The 22,402-nt window shown below is 41.8% G+C and carries 14 protein-coding genes, 1 pseudogene and 1 CRISPR repeat array; of the genes and pseudogenes, 6 read left to right on the top strand and 9 right to left on the bottom strand.

Annotated features, from left to right (window positions below):
• Nucleotides 1-13: 13 nt before the first annotated feature.
• Nucleotides 14-5,695, top strand: coding sequence for a PAS domain S-box protein (locus V7K62_RS21110; RefSeq protein ID WP_334867960.1), 5,682 nt, complete (start codon nt 14-16; stop codon nt 5,693-5,695).
• A gap of 163 nt (nt 5,696-5,858) precedes the next feature.
• Here the strand turns inward: V7K62_RS21110 and V7K62_RS21105 are convergent, their stop codons facing one another.
• From V7K62_RS21105 to V7K62_RS21095, 3 genes are all read right to left on the bottom strand, one after another.
• Nucleotides 5,859-6,194, bottom strand: a complete 336-nt coding sequence (locus V7K62_RS21105) for a hypothetical protein (protein WP_334867466.1) — start codon at nt 6,192-6,194, stop codon at nt 5,859-5,861.
• A 584-nt stretch (nt 6,195-6,778) separates the two neighbouring features.
• Nucleotides 6,779-7,677: a CRISPR direct-repeat array (repeat unit 37 nt; unit sequence GTTTCAATCCCTAATAGGGATTTTAGTTGATTGCGAC).
• A gap of 254 nt (nt 7,678-7,931) precedes the next feature.
• Complete coding sequence (locus V7K62_RS21100; protein ID WP_334867464.1) at nt 7,932-8,699, bottom strand: circadian clock KaiB family protein; 768 nt, start codon at nt 8,697-8,699, stop codon at nt 7,932-7,934.
• Nucleotides 8,700-8,917: 218 nt separating this feature from the next.
• Nucleotides 8,918-10,195, bottom strand: a complete 1,278-nt coding sequence (locus V7K62_RS21095) for a type IV pilus twitching motility protein PilT (protein WP_334867462.1) — start codon at nt 10,193-10,195, stop codon at nt 8,918-8,920.
• A 730-nt stretch (nt 10,196-10,925) separates the two neighbouring features.
• On the opposite strand from V7K62_RS21095, the gene V7K62_RS21090 reads away from it, so the two are divergent.
• Together V7K62_RS21090 and wecB are read left to right on the top strand one after the other, a co-directional pair.
• Nucleotides 10,926-11,297 (top strand): hypothetical protein, encoded by a 372-nt coding sequence (locus V7K62_RS21090; RefSeq protein WP_334867460.1) that lies wholly within the window; start codon nt 10,926-10,928, stop codon nt 11,295-11,297.
• Between the two features lie 255 nt (nt 11,298-11,552).
• On the top strand, nt 11,553-12,683 hold the full coding sequence (wecB, locus tag V7K62_RS21085) for a non-hydrolyzing UDP-N-acetylglucosamine 2-epimerase (protein ID WP_334867458.1): 1,131 nt from the start codon (nt 11,553-11,555) through the stop codon (nt 12,681-12,683).
• Nucleotides 12,684-12,907: 224 nt separating this feature from the next.
• On the opposite strand, the gene V7K62_RS21080 is transcribed toward wecB, so the two are convergent.
• Complete coding sequence (locus V7K62_RS21080) at nt 12,908-13,498, bottom strand: peptidoglycan-binding protein (protein ID WP_334867456.1); 591 nt, start codon at nt 13,496-13,498, stop codon at nt 12,908-12,910.
• Between the two features lie 664 nt (nt 13,499-14,162).
• Here V7K62_RS21080 and V7K62_RS21075 point away from each other — a divergent pair.
• A complete protein-coding gene (locus tag V7K62_RS21075) occupies nt 14,163-15,200 on the top strand; it encodes an NADP(H)-dependent aldo-keto reductase (protein WP_334867454.1) in 1,038 nt (345 codons plus the stop codon).
• Between the two features lie 288 nt (nt 15,201-15,488).
• Entirely contained in the window at nt 15,489-16,160 is a 672-nt protein-coding gene (locus V7K62_RS21070) for a glutathione S-transferase family protein (protein WP_334867958.1), read from the top strand.
• Nucleotides 16,161-16,414: 254 nt separating this feature from the next.
• Here the strand turns inward: V7K62_RS21070 and V7K62_RS21065 are convergent, their stop codons facing one another.
• The 4 genes and pseudogenes from V7K62_RS21065 to V7K62_RS21055 all read right to left on the bottom strand — a co-directional run bounded on the left by V7K62_RS21065 (nt 16,415) and on the right by V7K62_RS21055 (nt 18,901).
• Nucleotides 16,415-17,446 carry a zinc-dependent alcohol dehydrogenase family protein gene (locus V7K62_RS21065; protein ID WP_334867452.1) on the bottom strand — a complete coding sequence of 344 codons (1,032 nt, stop codon included), beginning with the start codon at nt 17,444-17,446 and terminating at the stop codon, nt 16,415-16,417.
• A gap of 186 nt (nt 17,447-17,632) precedes the next feature.
• Nucleotides 17,633-17,791, bottom strand: a pseudogene (locus V7K62_RS31610) (tetratricopeptide repeat protein); the annotation flags it as partial.
• Nucleotides 17,792-18,142: 351 nt separating this feature from the next.
• Complete coding sequence (locus V7K62_RS21060) at nt 18,143-18,676, bottom strand: GNAT family N-acetyltransferase (RefSeq protein ID WP_334867450.1); 534 nt, start codon at nt 18,674-18,676, stop codon at nt 18,143-18,145.
• A 24-nt stretch (nt 18,677-18,700) separates the two neighbouring features.
• Entirely contained in the window at nt 18,701-18,901 is a 201-nt protein-coding gene (locus V7K62_RS21055; protein ID WP_334867956.1) for a GNAT family N-acetyltransferase, read from the bottom strand.
• Nucleotides 18,902-18,982: 81 nt separating this feature from the next.
• On the opposite strand from V7K62_RS21055, the gene V7K62_RS21050 reads away from it, so the two are divergent.
• Entirely contained in the window at nt 18,983-20,863 is a 1,881-nt protein-coding gene (locus tag V7K62_RS21050) for an ABC transporter ATP-binding protein (RefSeq protein WP_334867448.1), read from the top strand.
• A gap of 175 nt (nt 20,864-21,038) precedes the next feature.
• Here the strand turns inward: V7K62_RS21050 and V7K62_RS21045 are convergent, their stop codons facing one another.
• Nucleotides 21,039-22,223 (bottom strand): RNA-guided endonuclease InsQ/TnpB family protein, encoded by a 1,185-nt coding sequence (locus V7K62_RS21045; protein ID WP_334867954.1) that lies wholly within the window; start codon nt 22,221-22,223, stop codon nt 21,039-21,041.
• Nucleotides 22,224-22,402 lie beyond the last annotated feature (179 nt).

Genomic DNA, 22,402 nt, shown 5'->3' with positions numbered 1-22,402 from the left:
CTTAGTAACTGATATGGATGCTCAAAAAATAAAAATTTTATTAGTTGATGACAACTTAAAGAATTTACATTTTTTATCAGACATCCTTCAACACCAAGGTTATCAGGTGCAAAGTGTCATTTCTGGACAATTGGCAATCAATACGGCGCTTGCTTCTCCCCCTCATTTGCTTTTACTAAATGTTCTGATGCCAGAGATGGATGGTTATGAAGTTTGTCAACATTTGAGAGCTAACCAGAAAACTCAAGAGATGCCGATAATTATTTTCGGTATTTTAGATGAATTATCTGAAAAAATAAACGTCTTAGATTTAGGCGATATTGACTATATTACTCAACCATTCCAAACTAAAGAAGTTTTATTACGTGTCAAAAATCAACTCACTCTTCAAAGGCTGAAAAAACAGTTAAAAGAAAAAAATGCCCAACTGCAACAGGAGATTAAAGAGCGTCAACGGGTTGCAGTTGAGTTAAATATTCGCAACAGACAAATAGAAGATATTTTTAAAGAAATTCCCGTTAGCATTAGCAAAGCCTTTTGTAGAGAAGTTTACCAAAGCGATGGCTGCGCCAACGCCAAGGGCGAACGCCTTTTAGTCGAAGCCGCCCTAAAGAAGAGTGAAAGTCAGTATCGCCTCCTAGTGGAGACATCCCAGGACATGATCTGGTCGGTGGACATTGATGGACTAATTACCTTTGTCAACCCGGCAGTCAAGCAGATTTATGGCTATGAACCCCAAGAAATGATCGGGCGTGCCTTGACTGATTTCATCTCGTCTACACAAGTTGTTCAAGATCAAGTAGCCTTTGGGCGTGTTCTTCAGGGAAAGCCGATCTTCCAGCATGAAACTATCTGTGTGGCTAAAGATGGTACCTTACTTTATCTAATGTTGAATGCGATCGCATTACGCAACGAATCGGGTTTAGTTATAGGCATGACAGGCACTGCTAGTAATATTACACAGCGTCGAGGAGTAGAAAAATTACTCCAAGAAAGCGCGATTAAGCTCCGCAATCATAACCTAGTACTCACACAATTGGCACAAAATCAGACGCTTTATCAGGGTGATGTGAAAGCAGCCTTGAGTAAAATCACAGAAACAGCTGTCAAGAATATTGGAATGGAACGAGCTAGTGTCTGGCTGTATGACGAAACAGGCATAAAAATCCAGTGTTTTGACCTATTTGAGGGTAGTCGTAATCAACATAGCGAAGGACTTTCCTTATCAGCAGCAGACTATCCAGCTTATTTCGCAGCTTTGCAGCAAGACCGACCAATCGCCACAGATGATGCCCATACTGATCCCAGAACTAAAGAATTTTCTGCGTCTTACTCAAGATTAAACATCACCTCTATACTCGATACACCCGTTAGGCTGGAGGGCAAGACCGTAGGAGTTTTATGTCTGGAGGCAGTGGGAGTTACTCATCATTGGACGCTAGAAGACGAAAATTTCGCTCGCTCTCTGGGCAATTTAGTATCCTTGGTATTGGAGGCAAAAGAACGCCAACGCGCAGAAGCAGCGCGACGGGCTTCTGAAGAAAAGTTAGCATCAGCTTTTCGGTCATCTCCTGACCCAATTGCCTTAATTACTGTTCCCAATAAACGCTACATCGAAGTTAACGACAGCTTTTGTCGGTTTTTTGGTTATTCTCGTTCTCAGGTAATCGATCGCACCGATGAAGAATTGAATCTTTGGGTGAATCCAGAAGAATATAATTTTCTTACCCACATCCTGCAACAAACAAAAGCCATCCGCAACTATGAGATTGATGTCTGCACAGCAACAGGAGAAATCAGGACAACACTGTTGAGTGCAGAGATGATCGAGATTGATGGGCAATGGTACGTACTGGGTACCACGAAAGATATTACTGAACGCAAGCAAGCAGAAAATGAAAGTCGTTTACTGCTGTTGACAACTCAAGCTATCACTCGCGCCAGTGATGTTAACAGCGCTTTAGCAGTGGTCTTGCGCTTAATTTGTCACACCATTGGCTGGGATTTTGGTGAAGCATGGATACCCAATGAGAATGGGACTGTTTTAGAACACACCCTATGCTGGTACGGAGAAGAGAGCAGTTTAGAAGAATTCTGCCACCAAAGCCAAACTGTGAAATTGGCTCTGGGAGTGGGACTACCAGGAAGAGTTTGGCAAAATCAAGAACCAGAATGGATAGAAGATGTTTCTAAAGTTACACAAGCAGTTTTCTGGCGAGCGCCACAAGCAGCAAAGGTGGGATTAAAAGCTGGTTTTGGTGTTCCCATATTCGCTGGGAACCAAGTATTAGCTGTTTTAGTGTTTTTTAAACGTAGCTCAATATTGGTAGATCGGCGTTTGCTCTTGCTAGTCAGTGCTGTTGCGGCTCAGTTGGGTGGGTTGATTGAGCGCAAAACCCTAGAACAAGAACTAGCACTCAGAGAAGCTCGTTTCAATGCCTTTTTTAGCAGTGCCCCCGTCGGCATGAATATTGTAGATAACCAGTTGCGGTTTGTGCAAATCAACCAACTGCTGGCGGAGATTAATGGACTACCCCAGCAAGAGTATATTGGCAAGACCATCCATGAAGTCTTACCCCACATCGCCCCTTTAGTGGAACCAATTTATCAACAGGTTCTGCTCAGTGGTCAACCCATTCTCAATCAAGAATTAAGCAGCGTATCTATTAAACAACCAGATATTATCCGCCACTTCTTAGCTTCTTATTTTCCGATTGTTGGTGAAGACGATCGCCCCTCTGGTGTCGGCACAGTTTTAGTCGAAATTAGCGAACTGCAAGCAGCGCTGCGCGAACGCAAACGCATCGAACAAGAACTACGTTTAGCAAACGAACGCCTACAATATCTGCTCACCTCTAGCCCTGTAGTCATTTATAGCAGCAAAACATCAGCGGATTTTAGCACTACTTTTATCAGTGAAAACGTTAAAGAAATGGTGGGCTACGAAGCGCGGGAGTTTATCGATAACTCCAGTTTTTGGCTTTATCACGTCCACCCACAAGATATTGAACTGATCTCGGAAAAATTTTCTCACCTTGTTGAGCAAGAGTACATTTCCTACGAATACCGTTGGTTACACGCTGACGGAACTTATCACTGGTTCTACGAAAAGATGAGGTTAATTCGTGACGAAGCTGACTCCCCGATCGAATGGGTTGGTTATTGGGCAGACATTAGCGATCGCAAATTAGCAGAATTAGCTTTGCAGTCAGGTCAGCAGCGATATCAACTTCTGGCAGAAGCTTCACCAGCTTGTATATTTCATACTGATGTCGATGGCAATGTCTTATATTTTAATCAACGCTGGAGTGAAATTACTGGATGCAGTTTAGAAGAGTCTCTCTTAACAGGTTGGGCAAATGCCGTACATCCAGACGACCGCGAACAGGTTTTGTTGCTTTGGAATCAAGCAAGAGCCGCTCAGGGAATGTATAAGTATGAACATCGCTTCTTGCGTGATGCTCATACAGTCGTCTGGGTAATTTGTCAGGCTTTGCCAGAATTTGGAGATGATGGAGAAATTAAAGGCTATATCGGTACAATTACAGATATTACCGAGAGAAAATTGGCAGAAGAAGCCTTGCGTGAGAGTGCAGAACGAGAAAGAGCGATCGCCCAAGTGATTCAAAGGATGCGCCAAACACTGGATTTAGAGACGATATTTGCGGCTACGACCGAAGAATTACGCCAAGTACTCAACTGCGATCGGGTTGTTGTCTATCGTTTCAATCCCGACTGGAATGGCGAATTTGTCTCCGAGTCGGTGGGTAACGGTTGGATTTCTCTCATAGAAGAACACAACAATCACCCCGATCTAACAGAGGGTATCTTACAAGATGGGCGTTGCCTAGCGAAAATTTTGGATAGCGCGGATAACCAGGTGGAAGATCCGGCTCTGCAAGTAACCCCAGGTGCAAGTTTCCTCTGTATCCCAGACATTTACAACGCTGAGTTTCATCCTGCTTATATCAACCTCTTAGAGCGCTTTCAGGCAAAAGCCTACATTATTGTTCCGATTTTACATGGTAATCAGCTTTGGGGATTACTGGCGAGTTATCAAAATTCCGATCCCCGCCAATGGAAACCAGGAGAAATCAATATCGTAGTTCAAATTGGTAATCAGTTGGGTGTTGCTTTACAGCAGGCACAATTACTAGCGCAAACTCAAAGGCAGTCACAAGCATTGCAAGAAGCTGTGATCATTGCTGATGCTGCTAACCGTGCCAAAAGCGAATTCCTCGCCAACATGAGTCACGAACTGCGTACCCCACTCAACGCTATCCTTGGTTTTACCCAAATCATGAGCCACGATCATGATTTATCAACTGAACATCAGCAAAATCTAGCAATCATCAATCGTGCTGGCGAACATCTCCTCAATTTAATCAACGACATTTTAGAAATGTCTAAAATCGAAGCCGGCAGAATAACATTAAATCTCAACAGTTTTGATTTAATTCGCCTCTTGGAAAACCTCGAAGAGATGTTGCGTTTCCGCGCCACTTCCAAAGGATTGGAATTGGTCTTTGAATATACATCTCACCTTCCCCAGTACATCCAAGTTGACGAAAGTAAACTGCGTCAAGTCTTGCTTAACCTCCTGGGAAATGCAATCAAATTTACCGATACTGGACGGGTGACGCTGCGGGTGGAGATGGGGACTGGAGACTGGGCAGCAGGGGAGCAGAGGAGAATAATTAATGCCCAATCCCTAATCTTCGAGGTAGAAGACACTGGCCGCGGTATTGCCCCACAAGAAATTGACTTGCTGTTTGAAGCTTTTGGGCAAACTGAAACCGGAAGGAAATCGCAACAGGGAACAGGACTAGGTTTAGCAATTAGCCGCAAATACGTGCAACTAATGGGAGGAGATATAAGCGTCACCAGCACTATTGGCGAGGGAAGTAAATTTGCTTTTGATATTCAAATTGGTCTAGCCGCAGCCAGCGAAATCCAGATCAAACAAACTAGACGCCAAGTTATTAGTTTAGCGCCCGCTCAAAGCGAATACCGTATTTTAGTGGTTGATGACTCCACAGACAGCCGTTTAGTGCTAGTGAAAATTCTGGCATCCATTGGTTTTGCAGTCCAGGAAGCAACAAATGGCATCGAAGCGATCGCACTTTGGCAGACATGGCAACCACATCTGATCTTAATGGATATGCGGATGCCAATTATGGACGGCTACGAAGCCACAAAAGTTATTAAAACTAGAGAAGAAACCTCAATCCCAAATATCAAATCCCAAATCCCAAATTGGAAGACCATTATTATTGCCTTAACTGCTAATGCCTTTGAGGAACAACGAGAGGCAATGATCAAAGCTGGTTGTAATGATTATATTAACAAGCCTTTCCGCGAGGAAAAATTACTAGAAAAGTTGAGTGAATATTTGGGAGTTCAATATATTTATCAAGAAGAAATCTATCAGCCAACAAACGTAAAGCAACAAAGATCAAAATCAATGTTGGCGCTCACAGATTTAGTGACTCTATTATCTGAAATGTCGCCTGAATGGGTGAAACAGGTGTACACTGCCGCAGCCCAATGTAGTGATGACCTGATTTTAGAATTGATTGAGCAAATTCCTTCAGAAAATGCTGCACTGCGAAATTTTATCAATAATTTAGCTCATGATTTTCAGTTTGAGAAAATTATGGAATTGACAATTATTGCAGGAGTATTATCTAGTTAATCACAATTGTGGCAAAAGCGGCAATGCAAACCTATGTTGAACTTATATCATGTCCGGATAAATAGTTATGATTCCCACAGTCATTGCACCCCTCCCTTTGCCAAGGGGAGGGGCTGAGGGTGAGGTGCTTGGGGTTGAATTAAGTAATCAAGCGGACATGATATTAATGATTAAAGCGAGCTTGACGTTCACGCAATTCACGAGTATGTTGTTCACGGGCTTGATGTTCACGTAATTCACGAGCGCGTTGTTCACGAGCTTGACGTTCACGCAATTCACGAGCGCGTTGTTCACGAGCTTGACGTTCACGCAATTCACGAGCGTGTTGTTCACGAACTTGACGTTCACGAACTAATTTACTGTTATTAAAAGCTACAGTATTCTGATTCAAATGTTCATGCTGATATTTCACTTCAGCAGCATTAGCATTTTGAGAAAAAGCAGCAATTGAAGCAGCTGCTAATAAGCCTCCGAGAATAATAGATTTTAAGCTGTTCATATATCCTTTCATCTTCATCTACCTTGCATTACTTGATTTGTATATTCTCAATTTAATCGGAATAATCAGGTACACGCCTGTGACAAAAGTCATCTTTAAATGGTTACTTTTGTCACTAATAATAGGATTTTTATTTGATTTTTAAATCGGATAACGATCGAAACCTTGCCTGAGATAGGTTATACCCTCAGTATGCTTAGAGGATGTTTGAAAAGTCCTCTTGTCGGTAGCAAAACGTTCTAGATCCCCCTAAATCCCCCGATAAATTGGGGGACTTTGATTCCGGTTCCCCCTTTTTTAAGGGGAGCCAGCGCGGTCTTGGGGTCTCCCCAAGTGGAGCGACTGGCGTGGGTTAGGGGGGATCTGAAAGTGCCTAAAGTCACAGTGAAACACTTTTCAAACAACCTCTTAGGGACTGACAAATAAAAAAACATCCCAAATTCTCTTGTGGGATGGGTGTCTGCACCCGTCCTATATTCAGGGCGGGCTTTCCTGCCCACCCCACAAGATGGATAATTTATTTCTTGTCAGTCCCTTACTAAAACTCAAGTCCATACTTTGGATTAATTCAGTATTGGGAGTGAGTTTCAATCCCTAATAGGGATTTTAGTTGATTGCGACCACCTCTAGAAACCCCATGAGGAATTTGAGAAATAATTGTTTCAATCCCTAATAGGGATTTTAGTTGATTGCGACTCCAGAAAATAGTTGATTCTATTAAAGATTTGTGTTTCAATCCCTAATAGGGATTTTAGTTGATTGCGACTTCGTTTAATTCTTGAAGATGGTTTTTTAGCTCGTTTCAATCCCTAATAGGGATTTTAGTTGATTGCGACCAAAGGATTTGTCGATTATGTACAATTCAATGTCTGTTTCAATCCCTAATAGGGATTTTAGTTGATTGCGACGGAGAGTGGTTAGCGCTGTTCAGGGATTGTATCAGTTTCAATCCCTAATAGGGATTTTAGTTGATTGCGACATCGCGCCGCTTCCCCGCAAGCTATCGCTTGTTTTTCGTTTCAATCCCTAATAGGGATTTTAGTTGATTGCGACCGGAGATTACGCTAAAGAAGCAAGGTTGAAGCTTGTTTCAATCCCTAATAGGGATTTTAGTTGATTGCGACCAAATACACCACAAAACTACCCCCCATTCGTTGGCGGTTTCAATCCCTAATAGGGATTTTAGTTGATTGCGACCTCTCTTTTTTTTGTATGACGTATGCTCATTTTAGTTTCAATCCCTAATAGGGATTTTAGTTGATTGCGACGAGGAAAATGGTCGAGGGGGGGGTTGGTAGATTTTTGTTTCAATCCCTAATAGGGATTTTAGTTGATTGCGACCTTCTTTCTTTTCAATACCAGGGCGATGCTCATTGTTTCAATCCCTAATAGGGATTTTAGTTGATTGCGACAGTAGAACTGGAACGGATAAGAAAGGCTCTATTCGTTTCAATCCCTAATAGGGATTTTAGTTGATTGCGACATCAGGAGTCTGAAGGCCTTATATTATTTGGTTTTCAAGGTTCAATAGCGCGAATGCAAAAATCATAACATAAGGAGTGGCAATTGTGCCAGATGTAAATAGCTGAAAGTCAGTCTACATAAGGTGCGCGGATGGTTTAAAGATGCTACAGCCCTCCAATCCTGACAAATACAGCAATCTAGCCATATTTGTAGTTACCCCTTCACCAACACCTACCCATTCGCGCACTTGGCAAATAAAACTAGTGTGATTACTTAAAATTTTTCCTTAGCAGCTAACATCTGTAAAATCTTTTCTACATGATCCAATTCTCCAACGATTCGCCGAATTGGGTGAGGCCAAACCTTTACAAGGGTGGGAGTTGCAGAAACCTGATTCAGTTCTGCTTGTTCTGGATGACTTAAAACATCAATCACCTTCAAAGTATACGGATGTCCAAGCGATCGCTCTAACAATTCGTGTAAATTTTGCAGAATGCGTTCAGTACTACTGCTATGTCCTGCAACAAACAAGCGGAGAACATAGCCTTGTGCGATCGCTTCCTTTTTTTGTACTATTACTGGTTGGTGATATTTTGGCACAGGTTCAGAAAGGTCTAGACGGACAATTAAATCGTGATCCTCCCAAAGCTGAGGAAATGACGAACGATAAGTTGTTAACACCATGCGATCGCACAACCCCTCTTGCCAGGGAGCTGCTTGCCATACTAACTCCCCTGTGCTAAAAACGGCATTAAGCAAAGCTTGATGTCTAATTACAGCCGGATAAGCTTCAGCAAAAGTTCGCACTTTTTGAGTACGCGGATCTAACCAATTGTCAATAGTTGCAGTATAGCAAGGCACTAAAAAGTGCGGCGGCTCTGGCAAATCTAGGATTTCTTGCAAGGCCGAGCATAAATGCAAGTGCCATCGACCTTGCTTGCTAGGGTCGATGCAGTAAATTAAATCTCCTCCAGGTGTAAATAGGGCAATACCTTTAAACAACTGGGGTGCAGATAGTTTATTTGTCGTCAAGTTATTCACAGAGGCTAAGGAACTAAAAGTAAAAAATTCTCTCTTTTACCTTTTACCTTAGCTATAACCTCAACCAGGATCACAAAGATATTTGGAATTGGGCATGGGGCATTGGGTATGGGGTATTGGGAATGGGGCATTGGGAATGGGGTATTGGGAATGGGGATTGGGGATGGGGCAGAGGAACAGAAGGGAAAAACTTGCTCCCCAGTCTCCAATCCCCAATCTTAAACTCGGCCTCGGAGAAACTGCGCCATTTCGTTAGGAGTTGGCGACATTTCCAAAGCAGTTTCTTCAGTGATGCGACCTTCTTGATAGAGATTGAGCAACGACTGATTCATCGTAATCATGCCGTCAAAGCCAGCTTGTTTCATCAACTCGCCAATTTCATCATACTTACCGTCTTTGATCCATTCTTTAATCGCCTCAGTATTGATCAGCACATCATGGAAAGCAGCCCGCTTACCGTCAGTTGTGCGACACAAACCTTGAGCAATTACTGACACTAAAGACTCAGAAATTGCCACCCGCATTGCATCCTGTTCGTCACCAGAGAAGAGATTGAGAATCCGCTCAATGGTTTTAACAGCGCTATTAGTGTGGAGGGTTCCCATAACTAAGTGACCAGTCTGAGCGGCTTTTAGGGCGGTGTTAACTGTTTCCTTATCCCGCATTTCCCCCACCAGAATCAAATCTGGGTCTTCCCGCAAAGCTGCTTTCAAAGCATTGTCAAATTTCCGGGTGTGCATTCCCACTTCCCGCTGTTTAACTAAAGACTTGCGGCTTTGATGGACAAATTCTATCGGGTCTTCAATGGTGATGATATGCTTGGCCATCTCCTTATTGATATAGTCAACCATCGCTGCCATTGTGGTGGACTTACCAGAACCAGTAGGTCCAGTGACCAAAATTAAACCTTTGTGGTAATGACAAATATCCCGAAAAATTGGGGGTAAATTCAACTGTTCCATAGTTAAGATTTTCAGTGGAATCAACCGCAACACCATTGCAGGCCCTTTGAGAGAGCCAAAAACATTAATCCGCACGCGAGCAAAGTCATACTGAGTTGCTCCGTCAAATTCTAAGGTTTCTTCAAAGCGCTGAATTTCCCCCTGACTCATCACCTCCCGCAACCAATTCATAAAAACTTCTTTATCTGTTTCGGGATAATCTGTTGATTGAATTTCTCCTCGGCTGCGGAAGCGGGGTACTTCACCTACACCCAAGTGCAAGTCAGAATATCCCTGATCGTAAGCTAGCCTGATTAACTGCGCTAAAGTCAGTTGTGGAATGCTGTTTTGAGGGCGAACTGAACTAGGCATTGGCGGTGGACTAGCCGGACGATGACCTGCAACAGGCGCGTTGGTGCTTCTATCCATTGACATATCCAATGTTTGTGTCATTTGCCGCTGCGTACTAGAGGTTGGCGGTGGTGGTGGCGGCATTGGTGGCAGGTTACGTCCGGCAGCAGAGTTAGAATTTAATGGAGACTGTGATTCTGTCATATATCTTCACACTTGGCAGTTAAAAAATTGAATTAAGAAGAAGTCAAGTCACTTGCTTCGATGACTTTTGGAGAATGCTTACCTGCAAGCCTTAGCAGTGATAGAAGGCGATTGAAACTCTAGAACCACGGTCAATCCATTTAATCCGCCTCAATTGGTATCTTTTCTTTTCTGAGATTTCGCTACTCAGAATATTTAGATAGATTATTTAACCTATCTAAACTGGTTTAACACACGCAGGGACTTAAAACACCACCGTGAATATACATGGATTTTAATGTAAATTTTGATACTTATAAAATAAAATAAATATTCTGAGAATTTAGATGAGAAATTTATTCCAGGTTTGGACAGCAATTGCCAGCAATTAACAGCACAAATACTAACAGAGCATTTATTTAGCCGATTAATTAATTATGAGAACCACTACTAGTTTTTATAAGAAATGTTAAGTTGAATAGAAGCGATATCCTGGGGATCAAGGTTAAAAGCTCATAGCTTTTAGGTTGTATACCTCAAGACGGATGCAGTGAACAAGTTTTTTTAATAGATAGAAACTTGACTTTATATCCATAATTACAAAAAATTAACTGTAAACTTTAGTAAACAAATGCTCATTTTCCCAATTAGTTTTTATATACTGAATTTCACTGAAACAATTCAGTTTAACTTGCCAAAAGCAAGATATGACTGAAGTTAAAATTTGCTGTGTATTTTGGGAGGAAAAGTCATGGTTTCTGCTCAAAGCTCTAATCAAGGAAAGACCTACTCCTTGTTGATGATTAAAAGCTTTTTAATATGGACTTTTACATTAGCAGTATGTTTGTTGGTTGTGGGTTTTCCACTAGTTGTCTTGATGGCTACTGTCGGATGTCTGTTGTCAATTATCTTGCAATCTGTGATGCCTGTTAGTGCGGTATTGCTTGTAGCAGGCGCTCTAATAATGTTTAATGTCATGGCAGTTCTATTGGCTGCGGGTGTGCTAACTCTTAAAGGAGTTCATCCTAGTGAAGTTAAATGGTTAAGCTGGCTGCATGGAGAGGCAGACCAAATGCAGACTAGTGTTTACGCTGCTTGCCCTCTAACTTGTGAGATTAAATAGTCATTACAGGTGAACTCGACAAACAGTGCGTCTGCCCGGTTAAGCCGGGTTTTTTCATTTGTGAGATCAAGATGTAGTGATTACAGTTGAATTTGAGAAACAATGCATTTGCCCGGTTAAGCCGGGTTTTTTTATATCTTGTGTGATTTATCCTTTTATATTTATGGTTTGTGTGATGATTGACTGCCAACTATTGACTATTGACCATAGACCATTGACTATAACCATTGACAAATCACAGATGAATAATGACTGATGACTAATCAAAAACGCGTTTGCATTATCTTAGGTACTCGCCCAGAAGCGATAAAACTAGCTCCAGTGATTCAGGCTTTCCAGAAGTCTTCAGGTTTTGAGTTGCAAGTAATTCTAACTGGACAGCATCGAGAGATGGTTGAGCAAGTTATGCAACTGTTCAACATCAAGGCAGATTATGACTTAGAAATTATGCAGGTTCAGCAATCTCTAAATGATATTACTTGCCGTAGTTTACAAGGGTTAGAAGCATTATTCAAGGTGGAAAAGCCAGATTTAGTACTCGTGCAGGGAGACACTACGACGGCTTTTGCCGCAGCTTTGGCAGCTTTTTATCAAAAAATCCCTCTTGGTCATGTAGAAGCAGGGTTAAGAACTGATGATATATTCAATCCTTACCCAGAAGAAGCTAATCGCCGATTGATTTCTCAAATTACTCAGTTGCACTTTGCGCCGACTCCTTGGGCTGTGGAAAACTTGCATCGTTCTGGTGTTTTGGGTGAAATTCACATGACGGGTAACACGGTAATTGATGCATTGTTAAATGTTGCTGCAACCCAAGTAGTTTGTAATGTACCAGGTTTAAACTGGGAATCATATCGAGTTCTGTTAGCAACAGTTCATCGTCGGGAGAATTGGGGAGAACCTCTGTTAGCGATCGCTCAGGGCTTTTTACAAATTTTAGACAAGTTTCCTGATACAGCAATCCTCTTACCATTGCACCGTAATCCAACAGTGCGAGTCCCATTGCAGGAACTTTTAGGGAATCATCCCCGAATTTTCTTGACAGATCCTCTAGATTATGGCGAATTGGTGGGAGCAATTGGGCGATCGCATCTTTTGCTGACTGACTCTGGTGGCTTGCAAGAAGAAGCCCCCAGCTTAGGAAAACCAGTACTGGTATTGAGAGACACCACCGAAAGACCAGAGGCTGTTGTAGCCGGTACAGCTAAACTTGTAGGCACTACGAGTGAAAACATTTTTGCAGCTGCATCTGAGTTACTCAGTGACTCAGATGCCTATGAAGCAATGGCAAATGCAATCAATCCCTTCGGAGATGGTCATGCAGCAGAGCGCATTTTGCAGATTGTACAAAATTACTTGGGTATTTCATCAGAAACATCAACTTAAGAACTTTTTTTAAACAAAATGCCAAATTTCTGTTTTTTAGGGTGCATAAAACCGGCTTTTACCCCGGTTTTCATTTTTACTAGTTCTTGTGAGGTGGTATTGCCCGCCTGATGACGGGGAGACGCTGCAAAGTTTTGATTTAAGTTCGTGATTTATGACTTCTCTCGATCCCGCAAGAAAACAGGTAGAACTTGGAAAGGAGATTTTCAAAGGGTGGCTTCTGGCTAAATACCCAGAGCTACTCGAGTTTCGGGGCCTACAACACCATCTACAAGTAGACCTTTACTTTCCTGAAAGCTTCGGACTCGGCTAACAGTTTCTTCACCGTAAATTCCATCAACTGTGAGATTACCTAAAGCTGTTTGAACGTCTTTGACAAGCTGACCTTTAGAACCAGGGGTAAGAATCACCGAACCGCCAACACCACCAGGTTTAGTCACAGGAGGATTGTTAGGTTTATCACCAATCCATCGGGCAAAAATGTATCTACCCGTAGAAAGCCTAGCAAAACCGTTTTCATACCTTTCAATTGCTGGAAGTGTTGCGCCATTTGGTACACAGTCCACATACGAGTAGTTGCTGCTTGGGCCTGAACGAACACGCAAACAACTGCCGTTAGTTTTTACATACGCAGCCGAACTCATTTGAATTTCGGTTACAGCAGCAAATAATACACCAACCCCAGCTAAAGCTAACCAAGCCGAAGATTTAAGCAGTTTTTTCCAATTGAATTGAGGTTGAGGAAGATTATACTTAGTGTTTCCAGATGCCTCTTCTTGAGCAATAAACATGTGAGAATATGCAAGATATTCCATAATATGCTCCTTTATATGAAAAAATGAGTACTCGCAGAGAATTACTTGGTCGTTCTCTGTATTTATTCTTAGTATATTTTATATCACTACCCTTGCAAAAGGTTTTTATCAGTAGCGAAATTAAGAAAAAATAAAATTAGTCAAAAGACTCCTGAGAAAATGCGATCGCGATCGCCTGGAGTCGCAATTACATCAAGCTGAGTGCTGTTTCGGGCAGAGAAACTTAAAAAAAATCAAAGCCACGTACCTCATATAAACATTTATTAAGTTTTAATTCTCGAAGAATCTTCAGACTCTTTGATATACTACGATAATCCAGTCTATTTACAGTAGTTATTATTTCAGCTAACAAAGTCCATTTCATAAATACTCAATAAAAGCAAGTATTTTCAACTACAATTTTAGAATTTTTATTACTCCAAACTCGCTTACTTATCTGGTTAATCTATGCAATAATAAACAACTGCATCCATAAAATACGTTTTATCTATCGGTTTTTAGTAGTATTAGTAGATTAATGTTTGCTGAAAAATTTATGTTGGCTTAGTACCAAATTCAGTGTTGTTTGGAGCTAATTTACTTAAAAATAATCGTGTGATTGACAAAATGCAAAATTTCCAACAAAAATACCACTGTTCAATCAACTGAATAACAGCGCAGAAGTATGAAGTACAACCAACTTGGCAAGAGTGAATTAAAAGTTTCTGAAATTTGTCTGGGCACTATGACTTATGGACAGCAAAATACTATTGAAGAAGCGCACGAGCAGCTAGATTATTCTATTGCCCAAGGAGTCAACTTTATTGATGCAGCGGAGATGTACCCAGTACCAACAAGTGCTGAAACTTATGGATCAACTGAAACTTACATTGGAGAATGGTTAAAACGCCAACAAAGAGATCAACTGATTATAGCTACTAAGATTGCTGGCCCGGGTCGAGGTTTTAAATGGGTACGTGGTGGAGCCAAAGCAATTGACCGCAATAATATCAAACAAGCTGTAGATGATAGTCTAAAAAGATTACAAACAGACTATATTGATCTATACCAAATCCACTGGCCCGATCGCTATGTGCCACGGTTTGGGCAAACGGTATTCGATCCAACTCAGGTAGGGGAAACAGTTCCCATCACTGAACAGCTAGCAGTTTTTGCCGACGTAATTAAAGCAGGGAAAATTCGCTATATCGGTTTGAGTAACGAAACCCCTTGGGGAGTTGCCCAGTTTAGTAACGCTGCTAAACAATTAGGATTGCCCAAAGTTGTTTCGATTCAAAATGCTTACAACTTGCTGAATCGAGTATTTGACGGAGCCTTAGCAGAAGCAGTTTATCACGAAGAAATTGGGTTACTAGCTTATAGTCCTTTAGCATTTGGCTTCTTGAGTGGCAAATACCTCAACGGCAAACCAGAGAAAGCAAGAGTCACTTTGTTTGAAAATTTTGGTCAGCGCTATCTCAAACCAAAAGTAAGTCAAGCAGTAGAAGCTTATGTGGAAATTGCCAAGCGCCATCAACTGAGTCCAGCACATCTAGCTTTGGCATTTGTGCGGAGTCGTTGGTTTGTCCCTAGCACAATTATTGGTGCTACGACACTGGAACAACTCAAAGAGAATCTGGAAAGTATAAATGTAGTTCTCAACAAAGACATTTTGGAAGAGTTGGATATAGTTCATGCTCAGTCTCCAAACCCAGCACCATAAGAGTACTGAGATGCCTCGTTACCAGTCTCCAGACTGGTAACGCCTTCCAAGAGCCTCTGGCTCTAGAAGTCTGTCAAGTTTAAAATTAGCTTTTCAAACATCCTCTAAGCACTTTAGTGCTTACTACGAACTTCTGATTATTAAAAATTTGGTTAGTGTCGAGAATTTTTCCAGCTACACCCGTCTCAAAAAGATTTTGTGACACTAACAATTTAAGATTTGGGATTTTGGATGAATATTCAATTCCCAATGCCGATTAACAAGTCCTATTTACCAAGGAACTTAAACATGGCCCAAATCAAAGTATACAGTGCAGTTGTTTGCCCTTATGCTCACCGTACCCGCTTGGTACTCCAAGAGAAAGGCATCGACTTCGATTTGATTGAGATTGATTTGCAGAATAAGCCTGAAGGGTTTACTAAAGTTTCTCCAGATGGTAAGGTACCTGCACTAACTGATGGCGATAACCGAGTTTGGGAATCAGCAGTAATTAATGAGTATCTCGATGAGGTATTTCCCAATCCACCACTGTTACCCAGCAGCCCCATTGCTAGGGCACAGGCTCGCATCTGGATCGATTTTGCTAACACCAGGTTCGTTCCCACTTTTTCGACTCTGCTGCGGAGTTCAGATCCCCAAAAACAAGAAGAAGCTAAAGAGGAACTATATAAACACCTGGAATTCATTGAAAACGAAGGTTTAGCAAAGCTATCTAAGGAAGGCCCTTACTGGTTTGGTGAATCCATTAGTTTGGTCGATTTCACCTATTTCCCCTGGTTTGAGCGCTGGGCTGCACTGAGAGAGTATCGTGGCTTTGGCATACCGACTGAATTCACCCGTCTGCGGCAATGGAAGCACGCTCTTAAGGAACGTGAGTCGGTGAAAGCGATCGCTCACTCTAAAGAATTCTACATCGAGCGATATGCTAAATTCGCTGCGCCTACTCTCGCTGCTGTTTAAATAAATTTATCCTCTCGTTCTTTGGCTCTGGCAAGGAATGGGTTCTGGAGGCTCCGCCTTTTTAGACTTGAGGCAGAGCCTCAATAAATGCATTCCCACGCAGAGCATGGGAACGAGTTAATAGGACTAGCCCTTTCAAGGTGAGTAAAAATTTTGCTCAAAAAATTCCTCTTTAATCTCTTAACTCTGTGTTCTCTGCGTCTGGAGTGGTTAAATAAATTACTTTTAAACCGGCAGAGGCACAGAGAAGCCAGCTACGCTTTTAGCGCGAACGTAGAGAGCGTCATTACAATTTTACCGAAGTGAGCGGCACTTTTGAGGTAATGATAAGCCTCCCGTGCTTCAGTGAATGGGAAAACTCGATCAATAATCGGTTTAATTTGATGCTGTTGCATCGCCTGATTCATCGCCTCAAACATTTCTCGACTGCCAACATAAATTCCTTGAACTGTTAAACTCTTAAAAAGTATTGGCATGGGGTCAATCTCATTTCCTCTGCCAGATAATACGCCAATCAAACTAATACGTCCCCCAATACGGACTGCTTGTAGCGATTTTGGCAGAGTACCTGCACCGCCTACCTCAACTACATGATCTACACCTGTGCGATTGGTCAATTGATAAACTTGCTTTTCCCAATCTGGTGTTATTTTGTAGTTGATTGTCTCGTCAGCACCAAGCTGTTTGGCTTGTGCCAACTTCTGATCACTGCTGGAAGTAATAATCGCTCTAGCACCATGTATCTTGGCAAACTGGAGAGCAAAAATTGAAACTCCCCCAGTACCGAGTAATAAAATACTATCACCTGCGCGAATATTGCCTTTTGTCACCAATCCGTGCCAAGCTGTGACTGCTGCACAGGGCAAAGTTGCGCCTTCAATATCGGATAAGTGGTCAGGTAATATCACTAAACCATCTTGGTGTAATACGACATACTCAGCCAGCATTCCATCGATACCGCCTCCGAGATCGGATTTCATTTTCTCTTTGGTTAAAGAGCCATAAATCCAGTCTTGGAAGAAAATACCAGCCACGCGATCGCCTATTTTCACCCGTGTCACACCTTCCCCCACCGCCACAACTTCCCCCGCACCGTCAGACACGGGAATTAACGGATATTTCTGTCCAGCACCGTAAGCTCCTTCAATGACAAGCAGATCGCGGTAATTTAAGGATATTGCTTTGACTTGAATCAGAACTTGTCCAGCTGCGGGTTTTGGTTCAGGGCGATCGACTAATGCCAGGGCATCAATCCCGGCGTTGCTTTGAATTTCGTAAGCTTTCATAGAATTTATGTTTGTCAATAGCTCAAACGCCACAGTACAAGACTAGGCTATCGCCAATCATCCAATGCGAAAACATCTGAACGTATGCCATGCAAACTTTTTAGGATGCGGTGACGCCGGGACACAAAGAGTAAATCTTAAGTCAACTTAAGGTGAAAAGGGCAGTTTCTAACCGCCCTCTTCACGCTACAGAGAATCTATGAACTGCTGTACTTTTTCCAGGAGTGGTTGATATTCGATTTGCTCTGCTAACTCTTGGGCCTTTTGGTAGCACGATTGCGCCATTCTTTTGCGTTTTGTTGTAGCGTAAAGGCTTCCCATATTCAGCAAAGTTGAAATTTCCCCCGTTGGTAGTAGCGGTTTGCTTGATCACGACGTTGTTCCCACTCTTTGACTTGATTTAAAGGTTGGATCATCTGACCTCAGTTGCATTCTGCGATAAGTAGGCAAGACATCTCTTGGGAATGAACCCCTCTTTGGTTTCCCAAATTTTACCCTTAATCTTCTATCTTTAGATATAAGACGAAAACAGAGAAGTATGATATCGTTTCATACTTACAGGAATATTTATGAAGCAATTAATACAAATTCTGTAGTAGGGACGCATAGCAGTTTTCGTACCCTGCCTGAAGCCGCTACACCTATATAGATACAACAGATGGTAGGGGCACACCAATCTTGAATATATTGATAGTTTTAAGATTGCAAAATGTAAAGGGAATCATCCGGTGGCCATTCTGTGTGTGAGATAGCGTAGTACACTACATCATGGCCGTAATAGCTAGCATTCTTTTCGTACTTCATCCCTACCTTTTGAATCACCCGCACTGAAGCGAGGTTTTCTGGATGTGCGATCGCTACTATCCGATCTAGCTTCACTTCCCCAAATCCAAACTTTAAAGTTGCAAGAGATGCTTCAGTCGCCAGTCCCATGTTCCAATAGGACTTGTCAAACACATAGCCAATCTCAACTTCCGGCGTATTTTCCAGAAAACCAAGTCCACAACGACCAATCATTGTACCAGTTTCTTTGTGTATTACTGCCCACATCCCAAAGTTGTGTTGTTGCCAGTGTTGGATATGTTTCCTTAAACTTGCCTGGGTTTGTTCTCTTGTTCTTGGGGACAGATACCTCATGACTTCTACATCGCTGTAGAGGCGAAATAGGTAATCAAAGTCTTTTAGAGAAAAGTGCCTGAGTTGTAGCCGCGCAGTTTCTATCTCAGGCATAATCACCCCAATTCAAATTTAAATTTACAAAATGTAAAGGGAATCATCTGTGTAATAAAAAATTGTAATATTTTCTCTTGTTACTTCTTTGACCCGATCTTTAGGCATAGTCCCTCTATGTGAATACCTCATAACTGCTGGATTGCTCAAAATGGGAGCAAGTTCATCTAAGTCTTGAGGAGTATAGGGTCTTAGTAGTAGTCTTGCAGTTTCTATCTCAGGCATGGTATCAGAGTAGGAAGACAAACGCTACTTTAAACAAGCGTGTTTTTTCCAAACATTAATATAAAATATAATGCTCTTACTATGAGCATCTATCAATCTCTCAAAAAATCTTATACGCAACATCGTCGGACTGAGAATGACTGGCGGTTATTTTTGCGTTTGGTGCCTTATGCCCGTCGTAGCGGACGGCTACTGGCGCTGTCGATGTGCCTACTCGTACCGATCGCACTAGCTAATGCTGTACAACCCTTCTTGATTGGCCAAATAATCTCCCTGATTCGTAAGGAACCAAGCGCTTACGAATTTTTCCGGAATCGTCCCTTCTCGCAAGGGCTAAATATCCTAGAGGGATTATTGGTAATTGCGATCGCCATCCAATCAATGTTGACAGGTTTCCAAGGTTATATAGTCCAAAAGCTAGGGCAACAAATCACCGCAGCAATTCGCCAAGACTTATTTCAGCATGTGACATCTCTGGCGGTACGCTTTTTTGACCGCACACCCGTAGGTAAATTAATTACCAGAATCACCAGCGATGTGGAAGTGTTAGGCGATGTCTTTTCTACTGGGGCAGTTGGCATTGTATCCGATTTGTTTTTAATGCTGGTGACTTTGGGTTTAATGTTTTCCATCCAGTGGCAACTTTCTTGCTTGCTGCTATTGATGCTGTTACCAACTAGCTGGGTAATTGTTTACATTCAAAAACAATACCGCAAAGCCAATTACAAAGGACGAGAAGAACTTTCGATCCTGAATTCACAGTTACAAGAGAATGTGCTTGGTATTAACGTCGTACAGTTGTTCCGCAGAGAAAAATTTAATGCCGAATTATTTCGGGCGACAAACAGCGGCTACACTCAGCAAATGGATAAAACCATCTTTTATGATTCATTTGTTTCAGCAACCTTAGAATGGATTGGACTGATTGCGATCGCAGCTGTTTTGTGCGTGGGTGGTTGGTTGCTGTTGGAAAAAAACTTGACTTTTGGGACTTTATCTACATTTGTATTGTATGCCCAGCGATTATTTGACCCTTTAAGGGCTTTTGCCGAAAAATTTACAGTAATTCAAGCTGGTTTCACTGCCATAGAACGCGTCGGCGATATATTAGATGAACCGATAGAAATCCGCGATCGCGCCAATGTCCGCTTCTCAATATTTGATGCGAAATTTGGCTACATAGATGAGATCGTGGCAAATCTAGAATCCCCAGACCTCACTTCCCCCCCAGAACTGGGAGAGATTCGCTTCGATCACGTCTGGTTTGCTTACAAAAATGATGATTACGTAATTAAAGACTTAGATTTCACCATTCATCCTGGTGAAAAAATTGCATTAGTCGGCCCCACCGGTGCAGGTAAAACTTCGATTATCCGTCTTTTATGCCGCCTCTACGAACCCACCCAAGGACGTATTCTCATAGATGGCGTAGATATTCGGGAAGTCCCACAAGCAGAACTGCGGCGCTACATGGCAGTAATTTTACAAGAAGGCTTTTTGTTTGCTGGCGATGTTAAAAGCAACATTTCTTTAGGAGATGGTTATACCATTGAACAGATTCAACAAGCAGCAGAAGAAACCAACATTTCCCAGTTTATAGAAGAACTACCCCAAGGTTATGATACTCAACTTCGAGAACGGGGTACAAATATTTCTAGTGGTCAAAAGCAACTTTTAGCCTTTGCGCGGGCTGCCATTCGCAATCCCCAAATTTTGGTACTAGATGAAGCTACGGCTAGTTTGGATGTTGGCACAGAAGCTTTAGTTCAAGAGGCATTAAACCAGCTTTTGCTCAGACGTACCGCCATTATTATCGCTCACCGCTTATCTACGATTCGGAATGTAGACCGGATTTTTGTTCTCAAGCGTGGCGAATTAATCGAACAGGGAAGTCACGATCAACTCCTGCAACAGGGAGGGCTTTATGCCACTTTACATAACTTGCAGATGTTGGGAAGTTAGGGGCAAAGTAATTGAACTACACTACTCCCCAATCCCCAGTCCCCAGCGTAGCTCTGTCCTTGGCGCAGCCTCTGTCTGCAACACGCTGTTCGCGTTCGTAGAGAAGTATCCCCAGTTCCACTCTCAGTCTGTGACGTACCCACACTCATCGGAGTACCGATTGAGTTTGGGCTTCTCAGAGACTCTTCAATGAAGACATTTTCTGAGCTTTAAGATCGTGCGCCCCACGATTCTTTATATTTATACTGGCATTTAGATCCCGACATATAGAAGTCTTGCAGGCATGACAGTTATGTATCCTTTGAGATAAGGTCTTTTTGACCTTAGTGCCACAACTAGAACATTCTTGACTAGTACCGTTGGGGTTTACAGCTATCACTTTCAACCCAGCATTTTCGGCTTTGTTTGAAAGTATGGTTATAAATTGTCGCCATCCGGCATCATTTATACTTTTAGCTAACCATGTTTTAGCGAGTCCTTTTATATTCAACTTTTCAACAGCTATGACATCGTACTTATCAAGCAATATTTTAGCTGTTTTAAAGTGAAAGTCCTTGCGAGTATCAGCAACTTTTTTATGCTTTATACCCAACTGCTTAATCGCTTTTTTGCGGCGATTAGAACCCTTCTTGCGACGTGAGACTTTACGCTGTGCTGACTTTAATTTACGTTCAGCTTTACGTAAATACTTTGGTGCAGCAATTCGGGTGTTGTCAGAAGCAACATAAAAATCTATCAACCCTACATCAATACCAACAATATTATCAAGATTAAAATCAGGCTTTATGATTGGAACTGTTTTGTCATCAAGGCTTAGAGTAACATAATAGCCATCGGCTTTTTTTGTGACGGATACGGTTTTAATGTCGAAACCATCTGGTATTTGACGATGAACAATTACTTTAACATCACCTATTTTTGATAGTGTGATTTTATTATTGACAAAGTGGTGACGCTTAAACTGAGGATAAGTAAAAGTTTTGTATTGACCTTTACCTTTAAACCGAGGTCTACCAGATTTTTTACCATTAGCATCACCAGCAAGCCATCTATCAAAAGTTATTTCAACTTTTTTAGGGACTTCCTGTAGTACTTGAGAGTGTATGTCTTTGTACCAAGGTCTATCCACTTTTAGCTGGGTTAGTAATGCTTTTTGACTGTAGTAGTTAGGCTTGTCCTTCAACTCTGGTAAATGGCAGATTAACGGACATCTATCGATAGGACATCGATTCATTTCATGCCAATCAAACCTTTGAGCAAGCAGGTAATTATATTGATAACGCAACATTTCAAGTGTCTTATCAATCTTTTCTACTTGTTCTTTGTTAGGTTTGATTTTGTACTGATATGAAGTTCTCATTTTAATATTAAGATTGTTTTTTCGACCTATAAGCATGATAGCATAAACGTAAAGATGTTGTATAGGCATTTATGAAAAACAAAGCATTAAATCTGAGAATATCGGAACGCAGATTAAACAAACTACGTTTATATTCTGTCCAAAAAGATACAACTATGACCCATGTTATTGAAGATTTT

The sequence above is a fragment of the Nostoc sp. genome (genome assembly GCF_036917935.1).
Taxonomy (GTDB): Bacteria; Cyanobacteriota; Cyanobacteriia; order Cyanobacteriales; family Nostocaceae; genus Nostoc.
The sequence above is the reverse complement of the archived record's forward strand: the minus strand, read 5'-3'. Positions and strand labels throughout refer to the sequence as shown.

Coding starts and splice junctions, on each gene's coding strand:
- V7K62_RS21110 (WP_334867960.1), top strand. CDS start 14: ATGGATGCTCAAAAAATAAAAATTTTATTAGTTGATGACAACTTAAAG.
- V7K62_RS21105 (WP_334867466.1), bottom strand. CDS start 6,194: ATGAACAGCTTAAAATCTATTATTCTCGGAGGCTTATTAGCAGCTGCT.
- V7K62_RS21095 (WP_334867462.1), bottom strand. CDS start 10,195: ATGACAGAATCACAGTCTCCATTAAATTCTAACTCTGCTGCCGGACGT.
- V7K62_RS21090 (WP_334867460.1), top strand. CDS start 10,926: ATGGTTTCTGCTCAAAGCTCTAATCAAGGAAAGACCTACTCCTTGTTG.
- wecB (WP_334867458.1), top strand. CDS start 11,553: ATGACTAATCAAAAACGCGTTTGCATTATCTTAGGTACTCGCCCAGAA.
- V7K62_RS21080 (WP_334867456.1), bottom strand. CDS start 13,498: ATGGAATATCTTGCATATTCTCACATGTTTATTGCTCAAGAAGAGGCA.
- V7K62_RS21075 (WP_334867454.1), top strand. CDS start 14,163: ATGAAGTACAACCAACTTGGCAAGAGTGAATTAAAAGTTTCTGAAATT.
- V7K62_RS21070 (WP_334867958.1), top strand. CDS start 15,489: ATGGCCCAAATCAAAGTATACAGTGCAGTTGTTTGCCCTTATGCTCAC.
- V7K62_RS21065 (WP_334867452.1), bottom strand. CDS start 17,446: ATGAAAGCTTACGAAATTCAAAGCAACGCCGGGATTGATGCCCTGGCA.
- V7K62_RS21060 (WP_334867450.1), bottom strand. CDS start 18,676: ATGCCTGAGATAGAAACTGCGCGGCTACAACTCAGGCACTTTTCTCTA.
- V7K62_RS21055 (WP_334867956.1), bottom strand. CDS start 18,901: ATGCCTGAGATAGAAACTGCAAGACTACTACTAAGACCCTATACTCCT.
- V7K62_RS21050 (WP_334867448.1), top strand. CDS start 18,983: ATGAGCATCTATCAATCTCTCAAAAAATCTTATACGCAACATCGTCGG.
- V7K62_RS21045 (WP_334867954.1), bottom strand. CDS start 22,223: ATGAGAACTTCATATCAGTACAAAATCAAACCTAACAAAGAACAAGTA.